Source organism: Priestia sp. 10L35, from assembly GCF_056395685.1.
This window is the reverse complement of the sequence record NZ_JBFTKA010000002.1, coordinates 382,502-403,808: the sequence shown is the minus strand read 5'-3', so window position 1 is coordinate 403,808 and position 21,307 is coordinate 382,502. Positions and strand designations below refer to the sequence as shown.

Annotated in this window: 19 protein-coding genes and 2 other annotated features; of the genes, 18 read left to right on the top strand and 1 reads right to left on the bottom strand. The window is 36.9% G+C overall.

The features are described from left to right. Positions 1 to 10 precede the first annotated feature (10 nt). The 17 genes from kamA to thrS all read left to right on the top strand — a co-directional run bounded on the left by kamA (position 11) and on the right by thrS (position 19,086). Entirely contained in the window at positions 11 to 1,420 is a 1,410-nt protein-coding gene (kamA, locus tag AC1DEF_RS08035) for a lysine 2,3-aminomutase (RefSeq protein ID WP_028408513.1), read from the top strand. 2 nt (positions 1,421 to 1,422) lie between these two features. Beyond that, positions 1,423 to 1,701: a YokU family protein gene (locus AC1DEF_RS08030; protein WP_016764133.1), complete on the top strand. Its 279-nt coding sequence runs from the start codon at positions 1,423 to 1,425 to the stop codon at positions 1,699 to 1,701. 101 nt (positions 1,702 to 1,802) lie between these two features. Next, positions 1,803 to 3,284: an amino acid permease gene (locus AC1DEF_RS08025; protein WP_097823402.1), complete on the top strand. Its 1,482-nt coding sequence runs from the start codon at positions 1,803 to 1,805 to the stop codon at positions 3,282 to 3,284. A 238-nt stretch (positions 3,285 to 3,522) separates the two neighbouring features. Beyond that, positions 3,523 to 4,269: an MBL fold metallo-hydrolase gene (locus AC1DEF_RS08020; RefSeq protein WP_097823401.1), complete on the top strand. Its 747-nt coding sequence runs from the start codon at positions 3,523 to 3,525 to the stop codon at positions 4,267 to 4,269. A 66-nt stretch (positions 4,270 to 4,335) separates the two neighbouring features. Beyond that, positions 4,336 to 4,593: a SunI/YnzG family protein gene (locus AC1DEF_RS08015; protein ID WP_097823400.1), complete on the top strand. Its 258-nt coding sequence runs from the start codon at positions 4,336 to 4,338 to the stop codon at positions 4,591 to 4,593. Between the two features lie 39 nt (positions 4,594 to 4,632). Then, complete coding sequence (locus AC1DEF_RS08010; RefSeq protein ID WP_043982503.1) at positions 4,633 to 5,094, top strand: GNAT family N-acetyltransferase; 462 nt, start codon at positions 4,633 to 4,635, stop codon at positions 5,092 to 5,094. Between the two features lie 190 nt (positions 5,095 to 5,284). Next, positions 5,285 to 6,457 carry an iron-containing alcohol dehydrogenase gene (locus tag AC1DEF_RS08005; protein WP_097823399.1) on the top strand — a complete coding sequence of 391 codons (1,173 nt, stop codon included), beginning with the start codon at positions 5,285 to 5,287 and terminating at the stop codon, positions 6,455 to 6,457. Positions 6,458 to 6,638: 181 nt separating this feature from the next. Then, complete coding sequence (locus AC1DEF_RS08000) at positions 6,639 to 7,844, top strand: MFS transporter (RefSeq protein WP_097823398.1); 1,206 nt, start codon at positions 6,639 to 6,641, stop codon at positions 7,842 to 7,844. Positions 7,845 to 7,987: 143 nt separating this feature from the next. Beyond that, the gene (locus AC1DEF_RS07995; protein WP_097823397.1) at positions 7,988 to 8,323 is read left to right on the top strand and encodes a hypothetical protein; all 336 of its coding nucleotides are present in this window, start codon (positions 7,988 to 7,990) and stop codon (positions 8,321 to 8,323) included. A gap of 307 nt (positions 8,324 to 8,630) precedes the next feature. Then, positions 8,631 to 9,893 (top strand): ATP-grasp domain-containing protein, encoded by a 1,263-nt coding sequence (locus AC1DEF_RS07990; RefSeq protein WP_318331311.1) that lies wholly within the window; start codon positions 8,631 to 8,633, stop codon positions 9,891 to 9,893. Positions 9,894 to 9,908: 15 nt separating this feature from the next. Next, complete coding sequence (locus tag AC1DEF_RS07985; protein WP_097823395.1) at positions 9,909 to 10,469, top strand: type 2 periplasmic-binding domain-containing protein; 561 nt, start codon at positions 9,909 to 9,911, stop codon at positions 10,467 to 10,469. 32 nt (positions 10,470 to 10,501) lie between these two features. Further along, positions 10,502 to 11,440 (top strand): DMT family transporter, encoded by a 939-nt coding sequence (locus tag AC1DEF_RS07980; protein WP_016764143.1) that lies wholly within the window; start codon positions 10,502 to 10,504, stop codon positions 11,438 to 11,440. A 27-nt stretch (positions 11,441 to 11,467) separates the two neighbouring features. After that, entirely contained in the window at positions 11,468 to 12,703 is a 1,236-nt protein-coding gene (locus tag AC1DEF_RS07975) for a DUF6421 family protein (protein ID WP_097823393.1), read from the top strand. Positions 12,704 to 12,718: 15 nt separating this feature from the next. Beyond that, positions 12,719 to 14,020 carry a valine--pyruvate transaminase gene (locus AC1DEF_RS07970; protein WP_097823392.1) on the top strand — a complete coding sequence of 434 codons (1,302 nt, stop codon included), beginning with the start codon at positions 12,719 to 12,721 and terminating at the stop codon, positions 14,018 to 14,020. 189 nt (positions 14,021 to 14,209) lie between these two features. After that, the gene (locus tag AC1DEF_RS07965; RefSeq protein WP_025751889.1) at positions 14,210 to 14,668 is read left to right on the top strand and encodes a cell wall hydrolase; all 459 of its coding nucleotides are present in this window, start codon (positions 14,210 to 14,212) and stop codon (positions 14,666 to 14,668) included. A 506-nt stretch (positions 14,669 to 15,174) separates the two neighbouring features. Continuing rightward, positions 15,175 to 16,917: a sulfatase family protein gene (locus AC1DEF_RS07960; protein ID WP_097823391.1), complete on the top strand. Its 1,743-nt coding sequence runs from the start codon at positions 15,175 to 15,177 to the stop codon at positions 16,915 to 16,917. A 403-nt stretch (positions 16,918 to 17,320) separates the two neighbouring features. Further along, positions 17,321 to 17,547: a binding site (T-box leader), on the top strand. Between the two features lie 39 nt (positions 17,548 to 17,586). Then, positions 17,587 to 17,815 (top strand) — a binding site (T-box leader). A 53-nt stretch (positions 17,816 to 17,868) separates the two neighbouring features. Then, entirely contained in the window at positions 17,869 to 19,086 is a 1,218-nt protein-coding gene (gene thrS, locus AC1DEF_RS07955; RefSeq protein WP_477727344.1) for a threonine--tRNA ligase, read from the top strand. Between the two features lie 171 nt (positions 19,087 to 19,257). On the opposite strand, the gene AC1DEF_RS07950 is transcribed toward thrS, so the two are convergent. Continuing rightward, complete coding sequence (locus AC1DEF_RS07950) at positions 19,258 to 19,464, bottom strand: hypothetical protein (RefSeq protein ID WP_026106588.1); 207 nt, start codon at positions 19,462 to 19,464, stop codon at positions 19,258 to 19,260. A gap of 384 nt (positions 19,465 to 19,848) precedes the next feature. On the opposite strand from AC1DEF_RS07950, the gene AC1DEF_RS07945 reads away from it, so the two are divergent. Further along, positions 19,849 to 21,249, top strand: a complete 1,401-nt coding sequence (locus AC1DEF_RS07945; RefSeq protein WP_048020877.1) for an amino acid permease — start codon at positions 19,849 to 19,851, stop codon at positions 21,247 to 21,249. Positions 21,250 to 21,307: the final 58 nt, after the last annotated feature.

Genomic DNA, 21,307 nt, shown 5'->3' with positions numbered 1-21,307 from the left:
GGAATATAAAATGAAAAATACATTATATAAAGCAAGCAGACACTGGAAAGAAATCGAGCTTTGGAAAGATGTAACGGACGAGCAGTGGAACGACTGGGTATGGCAGCTGACAAACACGATTAAAACATTGGAAGATTTAAAGAAAGTGATCAATTTAACACCTCAAGAAGAAGAAGGCGTTAAAATTGCAACCAAAACGATTCCGTTAAATATCACTCCTTATTACGCATGGTTAATGGATGAGAACGATCCGAAATGTCCAATCAGAATGCAGTCCGTTCCTATTTCAGAAGAACTGCATAAAACAAGGTATGATTTAGAAGATCCGCTTCACGAAGATGAAGATTCACCGGTTCCTGGTTTAACGCACCGTTATCCCGACCGCGTACTGTTTTTAGTTACAAATCAATGCTCTATGTACTGCCGCTACTGTACAAGAAGACGTTTTTCAGGACAAATTGGCATGGGCGTTCCAAAAAAACAGCTGGATACAGCTATTAATTACATTGCAGCCAACCCTCAAATCCGTGATGTATTAATTTCCGGAGGAGACGGCCTATTAATCAATGACAATATTTTAGAATATATTTTGAAAAATTTGCGCGATATTCCGCACGTAGAAATTATTCGTATCGGTACAAGAGCACCGGTGGTGTTCCCGCAGCGCATTACAGAAAACCTGTGCAATATCTTAAAGAAATATCATCCGGTTTGGCTAAATACGCATTTTAACACATCAATTGAAATTACAGAAGAATCAAAGCGTGCTTGTGAAATGCTTTCGAACGCAGGAGTTCCAGTTGGAAACCAAGCGGTTATTTTAGCCGGAATTAACGACAGCGTGCCAATCATGAAGCAGCTTATGCATGATTTAGTAAAAATTCGCGTGCGTCCTTATTACATTTATCAATGTGATTTATCAGAAGGAATCGGCCATTTCCGTGCGCCGATCAGTAAAGGGCTAGAAATTATGGAAGGACTTCGCGGCCATACGTCCGGCTATGCAGTTCCTACGTTTATCGTGGATGCTCCTGGAGGAGGCGGTAAAATTCCGCTGCAGCCAAACTATATTATTTCTCAAAGCTCCAATAAAGTGGTGCTTCGAAACTTTGAAGGTGTTATTACATCGTATCCGGAGCCGCAAAATTACCAAAGTGGAAGCGCAGAAGAATTTTATAAAAAAGTATATCCTGAAGTATTTGAAAAATTTGAAAGCAACGGTGTTCTTTCGATTATTGATGATACAAAGTTCAACTTAACACCGGAAGGTCTAAACCGTCTTGACCGCCGGAAAACGTATGACCAAAATCCAGAGCATAGCTCTTTAAAAGACAAGCGTGAAAAGCGCGATCAATTAAAAGAGAAAAAATTTGAAACGCAAATGAAAAAATACGAAACGGCGGGAGCGAAGGAGGAATAATATTGAAATGTCAATGGTGCGAATCCTATGAAGCGAAAGAGACGGATGCAACGGTTTATTGGGAGCTTCCTGACGGCACAAAAGCTATAGAAATTAAAGAGACGCCTTCCATTACATGTTCAGAATGCGGCATTACGTATCAAACAGATGCAACGGTTGGACACATTGAAGATCAACTGTTTTTAATCAACACCTCTGCCTTAGAAAAAAGTGTAACGTACGAACAGCTTATGAGCCTGCCTCGTCTATTAAAACGAAACTACTTTGATTTTTCAAAGTAAGCAATGAAGGGTCCATCTCCTGCTTTTTGTGGGAGATGGATATTCTTATACGCTTTACGTTAAACATGTGCGCATAGTTCATTTATAAAGGTGGGATAAGTATGGAAGCGGTCGATATAAATCGTAATGAAGAAGAAAAAAAGCAGGACGATAAGCATATAAAACGCCATTTAAAAGCACGCCATATGACCATGATTGCCATTGGAGGGTCAATCGGAACAGGCTTATTTCTAGCTACCGGATCATCCATCCAAACTGCTGGACCTGGAGGAGCGCTGATTGCTTACGGGGCCATTGGAATTATGGTTTACTTTCTCATGACTAGTCTTGGAGAAATGGCCACGTTTATGCCGGTATCAGGTTCTTTTTCAACGTACGCCAGTCATTATGTAGACCCAGCTCTTGGCTTTGCGCTCGGCTGGAACTATTGGTTTAACTGGGCTGTTACGCTCGCTGTAGAAATAGCTGCTTCTGCTATTATTATGAAGTTTTGGTTCCCTGATGTGCCAAGTATTATCTGGAGCGCTTTGTTTTTAGGCTTAATTTTTTTACTTAATTTCCTATCTGTAAAAAGCTATGGAGAATCTGAATATTGGTTTGCTCTCGTAAAAGTAGTAACCATCATTGTGTTTATCGGAGTGGGCCTTCTGACCATATTTGGCATTTTCGGCGGTGAATATATCGGTTTTAAAAACTTTACATTAGAAGAAGCGCCGGTCAACGGCGGATTTCTGTCCGTACTAAGCATTTTCTTTATCGCGGGATTTTCTTTTCAAGGTACAGAGCTAGTCGGCATTGCGGCGGGGGAAAGTGAAAACCCTCAAAAAAATATACCAAAAGCCATTCGCCAAGTCTTTTGGCGCATTCTTCTATTTTATATTGCAGCCATTGCTGTAATTGGACTCATCATTCCTTACACAAGTCCATCTCTTCTAGGAGGAGATGTGGATAACATTGCTGTTAGTCCATTTACGCTTGTTTTTGAAAAAGCAGGAATTGCTGCAGCTGCTTCAGTGATGAATGCTGTTATTCTTACCTCGGTTTTATCAGCCGGAACTTCTGGCTTATATGCTTCTACGCGAATGTTGTGGTCCATGGCAAATGAAGGGCAAGCGCCTAAAGCGCTTCGAAAAATTAATCGTCGAGGAATTCCAGTAAACGCGCTTGTTTTAACCACTATCATTGGCGGTCTTGCCTTTTTAACATCAATTTTTGGCGATCAAATGTATATGTGGCTTTTAAACGCTTCAGGCATGAGCGGATTTATTGCGTGGATTGGTATTGCCATCAGCCACTATCGTTTCCGAAAAGCATATGTTGCTTCAGGACGGGATATAAATGAACTGGCGTATAAAGCAAAATGGTTTCCTCTAGGTCCTGTTCTTGCATTTGGAATGTGCCTCATTGTTATTCTAGGACAGAATTATCAAGCGGTACTTTCCGACAAAATTGATTGGTACGGCTTGACGGTCTCATACATCGGTCTGCCTCTCTTTTTAGCGACGTGGTGGGGATATAAAATAGCAAAGAAAACCAAGGTTGTACCTTTGCATGAATGTATCCAAAGAGACGATAAGAAATAAAAAAGCTATACGGCTAACGATAAGTAAAAAAGGTGAACCTTGGACAACAAGGTTCACCTTTTTATTTATAAAAATCTATCATAATAAGCTTTATTTTATAGATATCATAGCATAAAAAGTGATTTTTTTCCAGTCTGGTTTTTATTTTGTTTATTGATAAAATTCAAGAATACCACTGCATGCTAAGCGATTATGGAGGTTGAAAATCTTTGTACTTTAATAAGAAAAGGGGTTTGTAATGAGAATTTCTGCAGGTGTTGAAATGCTACAGTTGACTGCCAGAGCTTTTGACCAAAATATAATATTGAATCCTACGTTAGTTTGGAATAACGATGAAGCTATTCTAATTGATACAGGAATGCCTGGGCAAACCGATCAACTGAAAGAGGCCTTGAGTGAATTGAATATATCTATTGAACAGCTAAAAGTAATTCTTCTAACGCATCAAGATCTAGATCACATAGGATGTGCGACTGATATACGAAAAAAATCAAATAAAAATATCATCGTATATGCTCATGAATTTGATAAGCCGTATATTGAAGGGAAACTTCCGCTTATTAAAACGAATGCGAGTCGAATGAGTAACGAAGAACTAGCAGCTATACCTGATGAAATAAAATCTTTTTATAAAAACCCTCCAAAAGTTGACGTAGATATAGTATTAAAAGGGAGTCAAATGCTCCCATACTGTGAAGGCATTGAACCGATTTTTACCCCTGGACATACGCCTGGGCATGTAAGTTTTTATTTAAGAAAATCAAAAACACTGGTTGCTGGAGATGCTTTAGTGTTGGCAAATGGACGATTAATGGGACCTGTTAAACAAACGACCTTAAATATGGACCAAGCAGTTCAATCACTCGAAAAATTCTTACACTACGACATTGAGCATGTTATTTGTTACCATGGAGGTTATTTTCAAGGCTGTCCGAAAGAAGCAATTTTAAGGATAAAAGAACACATTGTACAGGGAGAAAGTTAAGGGGAAATGAACTTGTTTTTTGCTAGAAGAAGGAAGGGAAAATAGAAACCAAAGGGGATGTATAAAATGTTTACACCAACTATCAGTGTCCGAAAAATAAATGATAATCTCATTATAAAATGGCAGCTTTCACACTTTACGATTCCGTTAGAAGACATTCTTGAAGTAACGGAAGATGACAGGTACGGAGGCAAAGAAGTAAACGCCATTCGAATTGGCCCTCCGTACGGAACGACTGACCGCATCTTTATAAAAACGACCAATAAAAACTATCTGTTATTTACCTCAAACGCACCGGCTATATTAAACGAAATAAATTCATAACGAGCATTACTAAATACGAGATATATAGGAGAGAAAAAATTGAAGATTAGCCGTACTTTCGATACTGGTAAAATTGCCAAGCTTAATCAGTCTGTTCATCAACTGCATGTAGAATTATACCCCGAGCGCTTTCAAACATATGATTTTCAGAAGATACATGAATTTTTTAAGAAAGTGATGAAAGACGATAGATCTATCTTTCTTTTAGGAGAAGACGAAGGTCAGCATGTGGGATTCGCTTGGCTGGAAATAAAGCAGTATTCAGAGACAGTGTTTAAAAAGACTTACAAGTCAATTTATGTTCATCAAATAAACATCCCAGAACCCTACAAAAACAAAGGGTTTGGTTCAAGTTTAATGAAAGAAATTTATAGCATTGCTCGTACAAACGACATCAATACAATTGAGTTAGATTATTGGAATGATAATACGATTGCCGAAAGCTTTTACGAAAAAGAAGGATTTGTTACGTATAGAAAAATGGCTTATAAAGAACTTTAAAGAGAGCATTTACTTGCTCTCTTTTTTATATCTAAGAAGCCATTTTCTTCATTTTAATTACTCAATAAAATAAAGTACGCGATATGAGAACTTAACTCTTGAAAAATTTTTGTTTTACATTTATACTTACATTCTTGTTCGCGTAATGCGACAACTCACTTTATATTCAACTAGGAGGTATACAGATAGTATGGAAAATTTCATTTATCATAATCCCACAAAATTAATCTTCGGAAAAGATCAGCTTCAAGCATTATCAGAAGAGCTCCCGAAATACGGAAAAAATATTTTGCTTGTTTACGGCGGAGGAAGCATTAAGAAAAACGGTTTATACGATCAAGTTCTTACGCTGTTAAAAGAGTTAAACGTAAATATACATGAGTTAGCGGGCGTAGAGCCAAATCCTCGACTATCTACGGTACGAAAAGGAATTGAAATTTGCCGAAATGAAAACATTGACTTCATGTTAGCAGTCGGCGGAGGAAGCGTTATTGACTGCACAAAAGCAATCGCTGCCGGAGCTGAGTATGAAGGAGACGTCTGGGATATTATTAACAAAAAAGTAACGGCTACAAAAGCACTGCCGTTCGGAACGGTATTAACATTGGCAGCAACAGGTTCTGAAATGAATCCTGATTCTGTTATTACGAATTGGGAAACAAATGAAAAATACGTTTGGGGAAGCGCCGTTACGCATCCTGTATTTTCTATATTAGATCCTGTGAACACGATGTCTGTTCCTAGAGATCAAACTATCTACGGCATGGTAGACATGATGAGTCATGTGTTTGAACAATATTTCCATAACGTGAAAAACACGCCTTTACAAGATCGTATGTGCTATTCTGTATTACAAACAGTAATTGAAACAGCACCAAAATTACTAGAAGATCTGCAAAGCTACGAGCACCGCGAAACGATTTTATATTCCGGAACAATCGCGCTAAACGGAACACTTCAAATGGGCTACTTTGGCGATTGGGCTTCACATACAATTGAACACGCGGTATCAGCGGTATATGACATTCCTCATGCAGGCGGTTTAGCAATCCTATTCCCAAATTGGATGCGACACGTTGTAGATCAAGATGTAACTCGTATGAAGCGTGTAATGACAAGCATGTTCGATATTGAAACTGCAGGTAAAAGCGACAAAGAAATTGCATTAGAAGGAATCGATAAGTTAAGCGCTTTTTGGTCAAGCCTTGGTGCACCTTCTCGCTTAGCAGATTACGATATCGGAGAAGAGAGACTAGACGAAATTGCTGGAATTGCTGCTCGTGAAATGGCGTACGGAGGTTTCGGTAACTTTAAAAAACTAAATAAAGATGATATTTTAGCTATTTTAAAAGCGTCACTGTAAAGTGAAAAACAAAAAAGAAGGAGACATCTGTCTTCTTCTTTTTGTTTTATCTTATAAATGACTGGAAATTAAGTAGAATAGGAAGAATGGTTTTTTTCTCAAATTTCAGTTAACAACTAAAGGAAAAGCTTTATAATTAAGTACAGAAAGAAAGTTTTAGAGCATTTAAGGGAGTGGGAAGATGAAAAAGTTTGCGCTAGCTTCATATGCGCTTTATTTGCTGGGCGGATTAGTCATTACAGCTGTAGGGTCCGTCTTACCGCAATTGTTAACACATTATCATGTGTCCTATACAGTTGGCGGACAGCTTGTATTATTAGGTTCTTTAGGATTTTTGATAGGAGTTCCGCTATCTTCTTTTCTATTAGGACGCTTTAGAGAAATGAATTTACTTACAGTTTCCGCACTAATGATAGCGCTATCACAAATAGGTATGCTTTTATTGCCTCCATTTGAGTGGATTATTGCATTCAATTTTTTAAACGGTATTGGTGTAGCCGCATTGGAAGTAGTTGTAGCTACTTTAATGATGGAAGTATTTATCGGTAGAAGAGCTATTGTTATGAGCTATTTAGAAGTATCATTTGGTCTAGGTGCGCTGTTGATGCCGTTAGTAGCTAGCTTATTGATTTCACAGAACAGCTGGAGGTTTTCATTTTTTATAACGAGTGTACTAGCTTTACTAATGGTTGTGGTCTGTAAAATGATTTCTTTTAAAAAAGAGACTGTTTTAACTTCAGAAAGTGATGCTTCAGACGCCAACTCAGAACCTGCGCCTGTGCTTGCTAAAAAACACAGATGGAAAATACTTGCTCTTTTTAGTGTGATGATTTTTATGTACGCCGGAGTAGAAAGCAGTATGAATAATTTTCTTTCGTCTATTTTTATCGCGTATCTAGATGTAATCCCGTCACAGGCTACTTTGAGCATAAGCGTTTTTTGGGTGGCTATGCTAATAGGACGAGTGGCTACTGGATGGATTATTCGAATCGTTACATATGAACGTTATCTTTTTGGCAGCATTGGAGGAACAATTGTGAGTTTAGTGCTGTTTATTGTGTTAAAAGAAGCAGTAGCAGGCTATATTTTATTAGGATTTTTAGGGCTTGCCATGTCAGGTATCTATTCGATAACGATGGTATATGCTAATCATACGTTTACTGGATCTGCTCGTATTGTAACAAGTTTAATTACTGGTTTTTCAGGGCTTGGAGGAGCTATTTTTCCTGCACTTATTGGCTTTACTATGGACGTAAGCGGAATTACCTCAGCACTTTGGTACATAACAGCTTTTGCATGTTTATATCTTTTGGCGCTTTGCATTATTTTTTTCGTTCAGCGTGATGCAAAACAAAAAACTAATAATCATTTGCAGACTATGAAATAAATGCTACGTCAAAAAAAGAAGTGAATTATAAGTTCACTTCTTTTTCTTTTTATTTTCTCTTTCGTTATAGTAAACAAAAAGGGTTCACATAAATTCAAACAAGAAAGTGAAAAATGGATATATCTATGAAAAAGGAGCGCAATATGAAAGAAGTGAAGTTTAACTCAAAGGACATCTTGAGTCAAAAACAAGAAAATGTTCAAATTATAAAAGCAGAAAACGTGCAGCCTCAACAAGCACGTGAAACGTTGGATAAACATTTGCTCCTTCTTCACCGTACCGCTAAGCCTGTTGTGATTCAAGAAACAGTAGCAGACAGCTTTCATGGAGGAGTAGCTTTTAAAAATGATATTAACTTTATTCCTGCTGGAGCTGAAAGCACTTGCGAATGGAAAGAACCGCTATCTTTTTTGCGTGTTGAGTTAGATCCTCAAACCGTTAAAGAAATAGCTGATAAAGAAAACTTATTTTGTAAATGATAAGTATCTATTTTAATAAAAAATATAAAAAAGAAAGGTTGAATCTATGTCGACCTTTCTTTTTTATAGAAAAATTCTCATTAAATTTTTTTAACAATATCTTTATAATCAAATAGCAAAATTTCTGCTTTTAGTTTCGCTTTAGTATTAACCCTATAAACCATTCTTTTCTTTACTTTTTACTAATATATTAAATATTCTATATATTCCTAATGTTATATAAAATTAAATTGACAAATATATGAAGCGGTCATTAGAATTTAGTCATCGAACAGTGAAGAGCTGTTTAAAAGTAGGGGGGAAGTAAATGCCGTTACAAAATAAGCATCTAGCAGTTGTGTTACAAAATACATATTTACCGTTTATTTTTGAAGAAGCAGAAGCTCTCGGAATTAAATTGACGTTTTTTTATAACCAAGAAGAAGTAGAACCTAAGCATATTAAAAACGTACAAAATTTCATACCCATTGATTTATTTCACACCCCAGACAAAGCTCTTGAGATTATTAAAGCAGAGCATCACAAAAATCCTTTTGACGGCATTATGACATTATATGAGCCTGCATTAGAGTTTGTATCTCAGCTGACAGAAGAGTTAAACTTACCGGGCTTATCACCGTTTGTGATTAGTAACTGTCGAAACAAACAGAAGATGAGAGAGGTTTTAAAAGATAATGATCTTAACACTCCGTATTTTAAAGAGGTTGAAAATACGGAGGAATTAAAGAATCTTTCACTGCCTTATCCTGTCGTAGTAAAACCTTCTAACGGATTTTCCAGTCAAGGTGTATCACGAGCGAATAATAAAAAGGAACTGATTGACAGCATAGAAAAAGTGAGACGCGTAAATGAAGAAGACCTAAGCAAATTCACAAAAAATAAAACGGGCATGGTAATTGAACAATTTATAGACGGACCAGAGTTTGCTATTGAAACGTTTTCTGTAGAAGGAGAAGTTTATGTACTTTCTATAGGTTATAAAGGAAATTCCAAAGGACCTTTCTTTGAAGAAGGTGTTTATATAGCGCCAGCTCAGCTAGAAGAAAACGTTTGGCAATCTATTGCACAAGAAGCAGCTAGAGCAACAAATGCTTTAGGAATTGAGAATGGCCCGGCTCATATTGAATTACGCCTGGACCCAGCAGGAAAACCTTATGTAATTGAAATAGGAGCGCGCATTGGAGGATCTGGGATTTCTCATTATATCGTAAAGGAAAGTACAGGTATTAACTATATGGAGCTAGTTTTTTACTATGTATTAGGGTTAAAACCTCCTGTATTAAAAAATGAAAGAAAACGAAAGAAAGTGGTGGGCAACTACATTATCCCTGTGCAAGGCCATGGGATTTTTAAAGAAATTCGAGGCTTAGAAGACGTGCGCAGAGATACTGAAGTAAAAAGAGTTATTCAATTTATAACTAAAGGGACAGACATTTTACCATATCCGCACTTTTCAGGGTACCCTGGATTTATTTTAACCACTCATGACTCTTATTCCGACTGTGAGCAGTATTACAGCTATTTAGATAACAAAGTAAAAATCGTTTATAAAAATAAAGTAAACGCATAGGGGGTATCAAAGGCTATGATAGTTGCAGAGTCGTCTAGTAAGAAAAATAAGCAGCTTCAAAAAATTAGCATTATCCATACCTTAGGGCCTGAAGGAACAAATTGTGAAAAAGCAGGCTATCTGTGGTTCGAACGCCAAAGCATACAAGGTCAGGTCTTTTTGCATCAAACGTTGGAAGAAGCTTTAGTTCATGTGAAAAAAACAGAGAGTTCTGCTCTTCTAGGCTGCGCAGTATATCCTTACTTACATGATATTGTGTTCAAAAATTTAACTAGTTTAGAGCTAGTAGATAGCTTTATTATGCCAACGTATAACATGGTGCTTGCCTCAAAAGAAGAGGTGATAACAACCAATAACCTGTTAATTGCTTCACATCCTGCCCCTGTTGATTTAGCTCATTCCATCAGTCCCAATGTTCAGTTAGTAAATAGTAATGCTCAAGCGGCGATTGATTGCTTAGAAGGAAAGGTAGACGCATGTATTACAACGAGTAAAGCCGCTAACGAGCAGGGGTTAACAGTTTTAAAAGATTTTGGAGAAGTGCCGATGTGTTTTACGCTCCACGGAAGAAAATAGGCTTAACTTTAAAAAAGAAATAAGGTGAAACAGTGATTTCTAAATTAACCCGTATTCATGTACATCTTTTGTTCTGTCTATTAGCCGTCATCGGGGGAACGACATGGGCTTTTCAAAAGACTGGATTAAAGGATAGCTTGCCTCTATGGTCAGCAGGTATGAGGTTTTTAATTGCTAGTTTAATAATTGCCCTCTACCTCTTACTCACAAAAAAAATGGCCGTTTCAAAAGAAGTAGTAATCATTTCAGCATTAAACGGAATTTTGTACTTTGCTCTACCGTTTGGTTCTGTTTATTGGGCATCCGTCTATTTGCCAAGCGGGCTTGTTTCCGTTTTAGCTGCCAGCATTTCAGTGTTTGCTCTTTTATTTAATCGCTTATTTAAAGGAACACCAGCTACAAAAGGACAAAAGCTAGGTGTAGTCATGTGCTTAATTGGTATGAGCGTTGTATTTGGAAATCAGCTGTTTATACAGGGAAATGTGATTCAAATAGTAGCCATGATCGTCATTTTAATGGCTATGCTAGGTTCTGCTTTTATAACTGTTCAAGTTCAATCTCGCATAAAATCCTTGCCTATTATGACCTTTAATTCTTTTTCGATGCTAAGTGGAGGCGCTTGTTTACTGATTGTTAGTCTATTTGTAGAAAATGGAAACCGCACTTTCTCCGGGATTAGTCTTATCTCATTATTATACTTGGCCATTATAGGGTCGGTCGTGGGGTTTTCTATTAATATTTATTTATTAAAAAAATGGCATATATCAAAAGCAACGGCGCATTTATTTATTTCACCGGTTATCGCCTTATATGTAGGATTTGTCTTTTTAGGTGAAACATTAAACAAACAGGTCTATATAGGTACAGCGTTTGTAATAGCAGGGGTTATATTTATTAACTTGAAAAAGCAAATAGAGAAAAACACAAATAATTCTACTCTTAAATCATCTAAAAATATTTCTGCTAAGTAGCTGTTCTAAAAAAGGAGGGTTTTAATCATGTTAACAAAAAATCATACTCAAAGTTTAGTGGAGTTATTAAACGATAAAATAGTACCTTCTCTATATGAGATAAGAAAATATCAGGGCCCAAATGGAGAGGTCAAAAGAAATTACGAAAAAGCTAGAGAGCTCTTATTAAAAGTAGTTGCTGAAACTAAAACAATATATAACTCTTTAAATTTAACTGAAGTGTGGAATGCATTAAAAAATGACGTATGTGATTGGATTGAAAGAGGACTCGATCAAGCTCCTTATTTTGATCAAACGTTAATTGCTTATAGCTCGCCTGCAAACGGGGAGGCGACGTTCTTTTTAGGACCGATTGTAACGCCTAATGGCCCTACAAAAAGAGGATTTTATTTAGAAGCCTTTATCGCTGTGCGCGATGAACCTGAAATCATGAAATCCATCGAAGCAGACCTTCCTCATCCTAAAAATGGGTGTGAATCTTTAAAACTGTTGGCTGGTACTCAAGGATTTATGGAAGGGAAGTGTATTGTATTTTTCCCTGAGAATGTAAAAACAAAAGAAAAGGTAACAAGTCAAAACTTCGCGATATTTTTCTTTAATAAATTTCACAGCATATACAATGAGGATACATTAAAAAGAGCGTCTTCTATCTTTCTTGATTTCAACTTTAAATCTCATACTATGAATAGAGAAGACACTTATCAGGCAAGGGTAATCTGGGGATATCTGCATGATTATTACCATCACTGCGGAAATAAACCTTTTGACCAACATATACAGGCGAAAATGAATTTTTTTGCAGGCATACTAGAAGAAGTTAAAGTAGATTGCCAGACGGTGCTGACTCTTCATAAAAGAAAATATCCTTTTTGGGAAGAGATAACGGAATTTGTTCTCTTTGAACGACTTTTAAGATACCCTAGTCAGCATAATGCACCTCGAAACTTTGATTCTGGAACAGGTTTTTTTCTTTTTAGCTGGCTAGTTGCAAATGGGCGTTCAATATCCCGAAAAGGAGACCATGCTTATTTAGATTTAGACATATGCTTAAAAGAACTGGATCTTTTAGTAAAAGAAATTGAAGAACTTGAAACGATTCAAAGTGACTCTGACTATAAAGAAGAAGCTGAACATTATGTTCGAAAATACTTATTACCTAGTGAGAACGATGATAAATTTACTATTCCGGACAATTACTTTATTAATCAGCAAAATAAAAAGATTGAAGTTCCATACTTACTATTCGATGACCATAATCTTTAAGGAGAAGGTGCACTAGTGACTGCTTTGCATTTAAGTAAAATAGGAAGCAAAATGACTAATAAAGTAGGCGTTCGCGCTATCATGCATGACATCCAAGAGGTGCTGAATTCCAATCTCAATCAATATGTGAATTTAAGTGCTGGCAACCCCGCTATCCTCCCTCAAGTTTATGAAATGTGGCAAGAAGCTTTAAGAAATATTGTGAACGACAAACAATTAAAAAATTTGATTAGCCAATATGGTTCTAGTTACGGTACGCATGAATTAATTGATTGCATAAGAGAATACTTCTTTACGAATTATCGTATTAAACTGGAAAGAGAACAAGTCTTGATCACGTCGGGAAGTCAAAATCTCTTTTTTTTAGCTTTAAATTCGTTTTGCGGTACAAGTAAAGAAGGAAGAGTAAAAAAAGCATTAATACCTATGCTGCCAGATTACGCTGGGTATAGTGGAGTCGCGCTTGAGGAAGGTGTAATAGAAGGAATTCCTCCTATCCTCTCAAAGCTTGATCGTCATACGTTTCGCTATGAATTTAACAAACAGGCATTTAAAGATAAAATAGCTCAGGACCCAGATATCGGAGCTATTGTATTATCAAGACCTAATAACCCAAGCGGCAACATCCTTTCCGAAGAAGCCGTACAGCTTATATCCCAAGTGTGCAAGGACTATCACATTCCATTGCTAATTGATTCAGCTTACGCACCGCCTTTTCCTGCTATTAATTTTATTGAAATGAATCCGATCATACATGATAATATCATTCACTGCATGAGTCTTTCTAAAGCCGGATTGCCTGGTGAGAGAATAGGAATTGCTATAGGAAAAAGTGACTTCATAAAAGTAATGGAAGCATTTCAATCAAATATTTTGATTCATTCTTCTAGGCTAGGTCAGAGGATGGTGGTTAACACCTTAAAGAGCGGGCAGTTAGCCGGAATTTCAGCTAACTATATAAGAACTCATTATAAATACAAACATGACTATTTAAAAAAACTTTTAACTACACGTATGCCGGATGATATTCCTTGGTATTTGCACAAAGCGGAAGGTTCGTTATTTGGCTGGCTTTGGTTAGAAGGTTTGCCTTTCAGTGATAGCGATCTATACAATAAATTAAAAGCAGAAAACTTGATTGTAGTGCCAGGCGGCTCATTCTTTCACGGCAGCCAATCTTCTTCTCACAACCGGGAGTGCATTCGCATAAGTCTTACTGCTGCAGATGAGGAGTTAAAGAAAGGAATTGATATTCTTTCTTCAGTAGTTAAGGAAATATACAGTTCAAACTTTATATTTCAAACAGAAAAATTATAATTTCTTTAAGGTTTAGAAGTGCAACTCATACGTAATCATAAAGGGTTCTTTATAAGCTAAAGATTGTTTAAAGAAGACAATAACATCCAATTTCTTTTGGAACTGGATAATTTTTTGCAATGAAAGACTCCTATATTTCTGCTAGCATATGAACCACGTCAAGAAATAGCAAGGAGGCTTTTTATTTTTATGATAAAGAAACTAGTGATTGCTATAGCAATGCTTATCCCAAGTTTTGGTGCAGGTTACTCAGCATTTGCAGCAGCGCCCGCTCATGAACAGCACGTTCAAGTAAATAAAAATGATAAAGAATTATTAGCTCGTCTTGTATCAGCTGAAGCCAAAGGAGAGCCTTATGCAGGCAAAGTAGCCGTGGCGACAGTTGTATTAAATAGAGTCGACAGCAGCAAATTCCCAGACACTGTAAAAGGCGTTATTTATCAAAAAGGTCAGTATAGTCCGGTCAGCAACGGTCAAATTAATAAACCTGCAGACAAAGATTCAAAAAAAGCTGTAGAAGAAGCAATTAACTTCCAAGGTCAAGGAAAAGGTTCATTATTCTTCTTTAATCCTGATAAAACGGGAGATCAATGGCTGCGCCAAAAACAAGAAACAATTAAAATAGGAAATCATGTATTTGCAAAATAATAAAAAAGCTAATGGCTAGCTACGCGCTGCTATTAGCTTTTTTAGTTATGTACATAAAATAAACAGTAGAATAATCTTTAAAATTAGAATTTCATGGTAAAATATAAAAAGTCATTCATAATTAAAAATATGAGGTGATAACGTGAAAGAGAATATGATGTTTGCTTGGATAGCTTCATGGTTAGCTCTTGCTGGTCAGCTCGTTTTTTTACGGGAGTAGCGCTTTTTACAGGTGATTGGCGCTACATGATGTGGAGTTTTATGATAAGTATAATTGTAGGTATACCTAGTATCATTAGCACCTATAAACGAAATCAGCCGCTAAAAGCTTACAAAAAATAAGGGATATCGTATTGAAACGAGTTATGAAAGACTTAGAGAAATCCTCCAAGTCTTTTTTTGTGTGGGTATAAAAAGACATGAACCGTACTCCGTTCTTCTAAAAAAAGTGCTTTTTACATAGTTTATCAATACAGAAAATTTGATAAACATGCGGAGGAATAACCATGCAGAAACAGCCTAATTTTTTGTTGATTATCGTGGACGAGGAGCGATTTCCACCCTTATATGAAAGTAAAGAACTAAAAAAGTGGAGAAAAAAACATTTAAAAGCACATGAATTTTTAAAACAGCATGGAACGGAGTTTACTCGTCACTACGTCGGTTCTACAGCTTGTTCACCAAGTCGAGCTACATTGTTTACAGGGCAGTATCCTTCCTTGCACGGAGTTACGCAAACGCAAGGTATCGCAAAGAAATCACAAGATCCTGATATGTTTTGGCTGCAGCCTAATACCGTCCCGACGATGGGAGAGTATTTTAAGAAGGCTGGATATCAAACCTTTTATAAAGGAAAATGGCATATTTCTGATGAGAACATCTTAATTCCAGGAACACATGACGTTTTTTCTAGCTATCAGATGCAAACAGGAATACCGGATCCAGAGAAAGAAGGCCTTTATCAACGGGCTAATAAGCTTGAAAAGTTTGGTTTTTCAGGGTGGATTGGTCCGGAACCGGAAGGGAGAAATCCGCACAATTCCGGTTCATCTGCGGCCGTTGGAGTGAGCGGACGAGACGAAATATATGCAGAGGAAATCATAGAGCTTATTCAACGATTAGAACATCAAGCGCCTGCGCAGCCTTGGCTCATGGTAGCTTCATTTGTGAACCCGCATGACATTGCGCTGTTCGGAGCGATTACCAAACACCTTCCTATGTTTCAGTTTTCTATTGATGAGACGATTCCAAACATCGATCCGCCACCTACCATTAGAGAACCTTTACAAACAAAGCCTAGCGCTCAAAGCAGCTATAAATACATCTATCCAAAAGCGCTGCAGCCAACCCCAAATTCTAGCTTCTACCGGCGCTTGTATTATCAGCTGCAAAAAAATGTTGATAAACAAATTTTAAAAGTTCTTCGGACCATGGAACAATCTTCGTTCTATGAAAATACAATTATTATTTTTACGTCTGATCACGGTGATTTGCTTGGAGCTCACGGGGGACTACATCAAAAATGGTACAACATGTATGAAGAATCTATTCACGTTCCGCTTCTCATTCATAACAAGCGTTTGTTTCCTAGTTATCAACGTACAGACACACTGACTAGTCACCTTGACTTGATCCCGACAATGCTTAGTTTAGCTAATATAGATGCTTCCGCTATTCAAAAGCAATTACAAAAAAGTCATACGGAAGTACATCCATTTGTTGGGCGAGACCTGTCAGGTATACTTCGAGGAGAAACGTGTGCTGAGCAAGAGGAAACAGCGATTTTCTTCATGACGGATGATGACCCGACAAAAGGACTTCACCAAACAAATTTTTTAGGAGAAAGCTACCCGTCAGTTGTTCAGCCTAATCACATTCAAGCGGTCATTGTCGAGTTTTCGTCAGCGGCAGGAAAGGAAATTTGGAAATACGCTCGCTATCATGATAATCTGCAATTTTGGTCAGCAGATGACGAAAAAGATGAATTCATTCACGGAGAGCAATATGAAGGTTACCCTGTGAGTTTTACTACCCTTAAAACAACCCGTGTTCCTGATCAAATTGAAATGTACAATTTGACCAAGGATCCGTTAGAAACAGTAAATCTGGCTCACCCGTATTTTTCGACAAATGAAACAAGGAAAATTCAGCGGCAGCTTGACGTTATTCTTAAAGAACAAGTCAGGAAAAAACGGATTTTTCCGCAAAGTGGAAGCATGCATGATGAGCTTTTGTCTAAAGATAGATAAAAAATAGTTTCTATGGATTCAAGTCAGATATTTGCGTGAGCAGAAAAAGGTGTATTTAATATTTTAGTATATAAATTGAAAACCTGATGATGCTTGTGTTAGGTTACTTGTTCTGATTTGGAATAGTATTGGGTTTAACTTCGTTAATACCGCTTAGATAAAACAAATAAGGACTTATGGTATCTTATTTTTGCTCTTTATTGCTGTGAAAATAAAGAGCAAAAATAAGAATGGAATGTATTCGTTAATAATATAATAAAAAACTTTTTAAGTCCGTATATTCTTAAGTAACTTTTCAAAAATTCAAGCATAAAGTAATTCTATACCATAAAAAAATAAAAAATTACTTCTTGACTTTTGTTAAATTTATACACTATAATCGCTTTTAACAACTAATAAACAGTATTTGGCAATGAAAAGGACATGAATTAGATGCTGTTTTCTTCGCAGAGAATAGGGTCACTGGCTGAGAGCCCTTAAGAAATCATCTGATTTACCACCTTAGAGCTATTGCAGGGAACGTGCATAACTGAAACTGCAATCGGTAAAACCGTTATCTTTTTTGAGCGTAAAATACGTATAGGTATTTTACGGAATTAGGGTGGTACCACGGCCGCATTCGTCCCTTCACTAGGGATGAGTGCGGCTTTTTATGTAGAAAAAATGAATATACAAGCAATGAAAAGGACATGAATCATTTTTGGATTTTCTTTACAGAGAATAGGGTCACTGGCTGAGAACCCTTAGAAAACAAAATGAATTTACCACCTTGGAGCTGCGGCGGGGAATGTGTATACACTGAAACCGCAACCGGTAAAACCGTTATCTTTTTAAGCGTAAAATACGTATGAGTATTTTACGGAATTAGGGTGGTACCACGGCCGCATTCGTCCCTTTACTAGGGATGAGTGCGGTTTTTTTGTTGAATAAAAACATATTGGAGGAATGAACATGTCAAAACAAGTGGAAGCAGAAAAGCGAAATCATCAAAAGTTAGGTCAAGAACTGGAGCTGTTTATGTCGATGGAAGAAGCTCCTGGTATGCCATTTTTCTTACCTAACGGAATGATTATTCGAAATGAGTTAGAAAATTACTGGAAACAAAAGCATTATAAAGCAGGCTATCAAGAAATAAAAACACCCATCATGATGAAACAGGAGCTCTGGGAACAATCAGGGCACTGGGAGCACTATCATGAGAATATGTATTTTTCAAATGTTGACAAACAAAACTATGCGATTAAACCGATGAATTGTCCGGGAGCCATTTTATTGTTTAACAGCAAACGAAGAAGCTACCGAGAACTTCCGATTCGATACGCAGAGCTTGGATTAGTTCATCGTCACGAGCTTTCTGGGTCTTTAAACGGATTGCTAAGAGTCCGTTCATTTACACAGGACGACGCTCATTTATTCGTAGAACTCAGTCAGATTGAAGCTGAGATTAGCCGCATTCTAGCGTTTATCCATGACTTTTACTCACATTTTGGCTTCGATTACAAAGTGGAGCTATCCACACGACCTGAAAAATTCATGGGAGATATTGAAACATGGAACCAAGCAGAAAAGTCGCTTCAATCTGTGTTAAGTGAAAAAGGCTTAGACTATCAGGTGAATGAAGGAGACGGAGCTTTTTATGGGCCGAAAATCGATTTTCATATTTTAGATTCCTTAGGTCGAAGCTGGCAGTGTGGAACAGTTCAGCTTGATTTCTTAATGCCGGAGAAGTTTGACTGTATGTATATTGGAGAAGACAATAAACCTCATCGTCCCGTAATGATTCACCGCGCTATATACGGTTCCGTTGAGCGATTTATGGCCATCTTGATTGAACATTACGAAGGCCAATTTCCTCTTTGGTTAGCTCCTGTTCAACTCAAACTATTGCCTATTGCACCGCCGCACGTGGAATATGCATATAAAGTGAAACACGAGCTTGAGTTAAAAGGGTATCGTGTTGAAGTAGACGATCGCATTGAAAAAATAGGGCTGAAAATTCGAGAAGCAGAAATGCTGAAAGTTCCTTATAGGGCTGTGATAGGAGATAAAGAAGTGGAAAATGAATCGCTTGCTATGCGAAAGCACGGGAAGAAAAATATAGGAACAGTAAGTGTGGAAGAGGCAGCTGTACACTTGAATAAAGAAAAGAATTCAAACAGAGTTTGTTGAAGCTATTTACCTTACTAAATAGAAAAATCTGATTTTTTAAGTCGGGTATTGATTCCCTTCATTTTGTCTCACACCAAAATGAAGGGAATATTGAACTAGAAGGGTATAAGATAATATATATCAGCAGTATAACTTTTGCCTTAGACAAACGCCGGTATTTTATAAAAAAATTTATCTTATTCCATTCGAATCGTTTGTACGGGATGAAGCTGAAGCCTCACCTGATGGTTTGTTCATGTTTTGCTGATCTCGCTTCTTTTTAGAAGGAGAGTAAAAAAGAAATTTAAACATAAAGTATACTCCTAATGCTAGTAAAATACAGCCAATAAGTAAGTTAATCATCTTTCTCCGCCCTTCATACACTTCAGTTTTCATCATTATAACACCCGGTAAGATAAAACATTCATCGTTCTGTAAATAATCTCTATGTCAGGAATTTATATCTGAAGATAGTTAGTAAAAAAGTTATCTAAAAACATATAAAGTAATTTTTTAGAATATTATTTTTATTCAAATTTATTATACATAAGCACAATGATAACCTCTTTATTTAGTTTATAAATCCAAAATAGAGCAACGATAAGAAATCGCTTACAAAAACTCTTGAAATATATATAATGATATTAGTATACTAATAGACAAGTTAGTAATTATTTCTATATAATTACTTCTGTATCTGAAGTGAAAACGCGCAGCCAAATGGGGAAAAACGTTATTTTCAAGTTTTTAATGGATGAGTGGCAACAGAGAGGAGAGAGTGCAATGGGAAAACTATTTAAAAAGAAGTCAATCGAGCAATTATTAGAACAAAGTCAAAACAAATCTCTAGTCAAAACATTAGGAGCATTCGATTTGACTCTTCTTGGTATTGGAGCCGTAATCGGAACGGGGGTTTTAGTATTAACAGGCTTAGTAGCTGCTAACGATGCTGGACCAGCCGTTATTTTTTCTTTTATATTGGCGTCTATTGTATGCGGTTTTGCAGCGCTGTGCTATGCGGAATTTGCTTCAACTATACCTGTATCTGGGAGCGTTTACACCTATACATATGCAACCATCGGCGAAGTGGTAGCGCACTTAATGGGATGGACGTTGCTTTCTGTCTATTTGTTAACAATGTCAGCAGTAGCAAACGGATGGTCTTCTTATTTTAACAACTTTTTAGAAGGCTTTGGTTTTTCGCTGCCAAAAGAATTGATTACGATCCCTGCAAATGGAGGTCTAGTGAACCTTCCTGCTATTTGTATTACGCTTCTTATTACATGGCTGCTTTCAAGAGGAACAAAAGAAAGTAAAAAAGTGAATAACTTTATGGTGCTTGTTAAATTGTTTATTATCCTTCTTTTTATTATTGTAGGAGCTTTTTATGTAAAACCGTCTAATTGGACACCTTTTATGCCTTATGGAATTGAAGGTGTTGTGACAGGGGGCGCGGCCGTATTTTTTGCTTTCTTAGGTTTTGATGCCTTATCTACATCAGCAGAAGAAGTAAAGAATCCACAGCGCAATTTGCCAATTGGAATTATTAGTTCACTTGTGATCTGCACGATTATTTATGTAGCAGTATGCCTTGTTATGACAGGAGTTGTTTCTTACAAGGAACTGAATGTTCCAGAAGCAATGGCCTATGTTCTTCATTCAGTAGGACAAAATGCAGTGGCAGGAGTTATTGCTGCAGGAGCTGTCATTGGAATTATGGCTGTTATCTTTGCCTACATTTATGCAGCAACACGCATTTTATTCTCAATGAGCCGCGACGGCTTGCTACCAAAAGCATTTGCTAAAACAAATGAGAAAACGGGAGTTCCGACTCTTTCCACTTGGCTAGTAGGGATTATCGGAGCGTTAATTTCAGGGTTTATTGATCTAAAAGAACTTGCGAATTTAGCAAATATCGGAGCTCTTTTAACTTTCGGCATGGTGGGCGTCAGCATTATCATCTTACGTAAAACGCACCCAACTTTAAAACGTGGATTTACAATGCCGTTTGTCCCGGTTTTACCAATTTTATCCGTATTATCTTGTTTATTTTTAATGATTAATCTTCCTAAAACAACATGGCTGTATTTTAGCATATGGATTGTGCTTGGTATATTTGTATATATAGGTTACTCTCGTAAACACAGTCGATTAACAAGTAAAGAAATGAAAAAAGCAAGTTAAAAGCAAAAAAGGGCCTTTCATCTAAGAAAGGCTCTTTTTTGCTTGTTGTTCAGTTGTT

Coding starts and splice junctions, on each gene's coding strand:
- AC1DEF_RS07995 (WP_097823397.1), top strand. CDS start 7,988: ATGAAAGAAGTGAAGTTTAACTCAAAGGACATCTTGAGTCAAAAACAA.
- AC1DEF_RS08025 (WP_097823402.1), top strand. CDS start 1,803: ATGGAAGCGGTCGATATAAATCGTAATGAAGAAGAAAAAAAGCAGGAC.
- AC1DEF_RS07990 (WP_318331311.1), top strand. CDS start 8,631: ATGCCGTTACAAAATAAGCATCTAGCAGTTGTGTTACAAAATACATAT.
- AC1DEF_RS07945 (WP_048020877.1), top strand. CDS start 19,849: ATGGGAAAACTATTTAAAAAGAAGTCAATCGAGCAATTATTAGAACAA.
- AC1DEF_RS07985 (WP_097823395.1), top strand. CDS start 9,909: ATGATAGTTGCAGAGTCGTCTAGTAAGAAAAATAAGCAGCTTCAAAAA.
- AC1DEF_RS07950 (WP_026106588.1), bottom strand. CDS start 19,464: ATGATGAAAACTGAAGTGTATGAAGGGCGGAGAAAGATGATTAACTTA.
- kamA (WP_028408513.1), top strand. CDS start 11: ATGAAAAATACATTATATAAAGCAAGCAGACACTGGAAAGAAATCGAG.
- AC1DEF_RS07960 (WP_097823391.1), top strand. CDS start 15,175: ATGCAGAAACAGCCTAATTTTTTGTTGATTATCGTGGACGAGGAGCGA.
- AC1DEF_RS08020 (WP_097823401.1), top strand. CDS start 3,523: ATGAGAATTTCTGCAGGTGTTGAAATGCTACAGTTGACTGCCAGAGCT.
- AC1DEF_RS07965 (WP_025751889.1), top strand. CDS start 14,210: ATGATAAAGAAACTAGTGATTGCTATAGCAATGCTTATCCCAAGTTTT.
- AC1DEF_RS08015 (WP_097823400.1), top strand. CDS start 4,336: ATGTTTACACCAACTATCAGTGTCCGAAAAATAAATGATAATCTCATT.
- AC1DEF_RS08000 (WP_097823398.1), top strand. CDS start 6,639: ATGAAAAAGTTTGCGCTAGCTTCATATGCGCTTTATTTGCTGGGCGGA.
- thrS (WP_477727344.1), top strand. CDS start 17,869: ATGTCAAAACAAGTGGAAGCAGAAAAGCGAAATCATCAAAAGTTAGGT.
- AC1DEF_RS08005 (WP_097823399.1), top strand. CDS start 5,285: ATGGAAAATTTCATTTATCATAATCCCACAAAATTAATCTTCGGAAAA.
- AC1DEF_RS07975 (WP_097823393.1), top strand. CDS start 11,468: ATGTTAACAAAAAATCATACTCAAAGTTTAGTGGAGTTATTAAACGAT.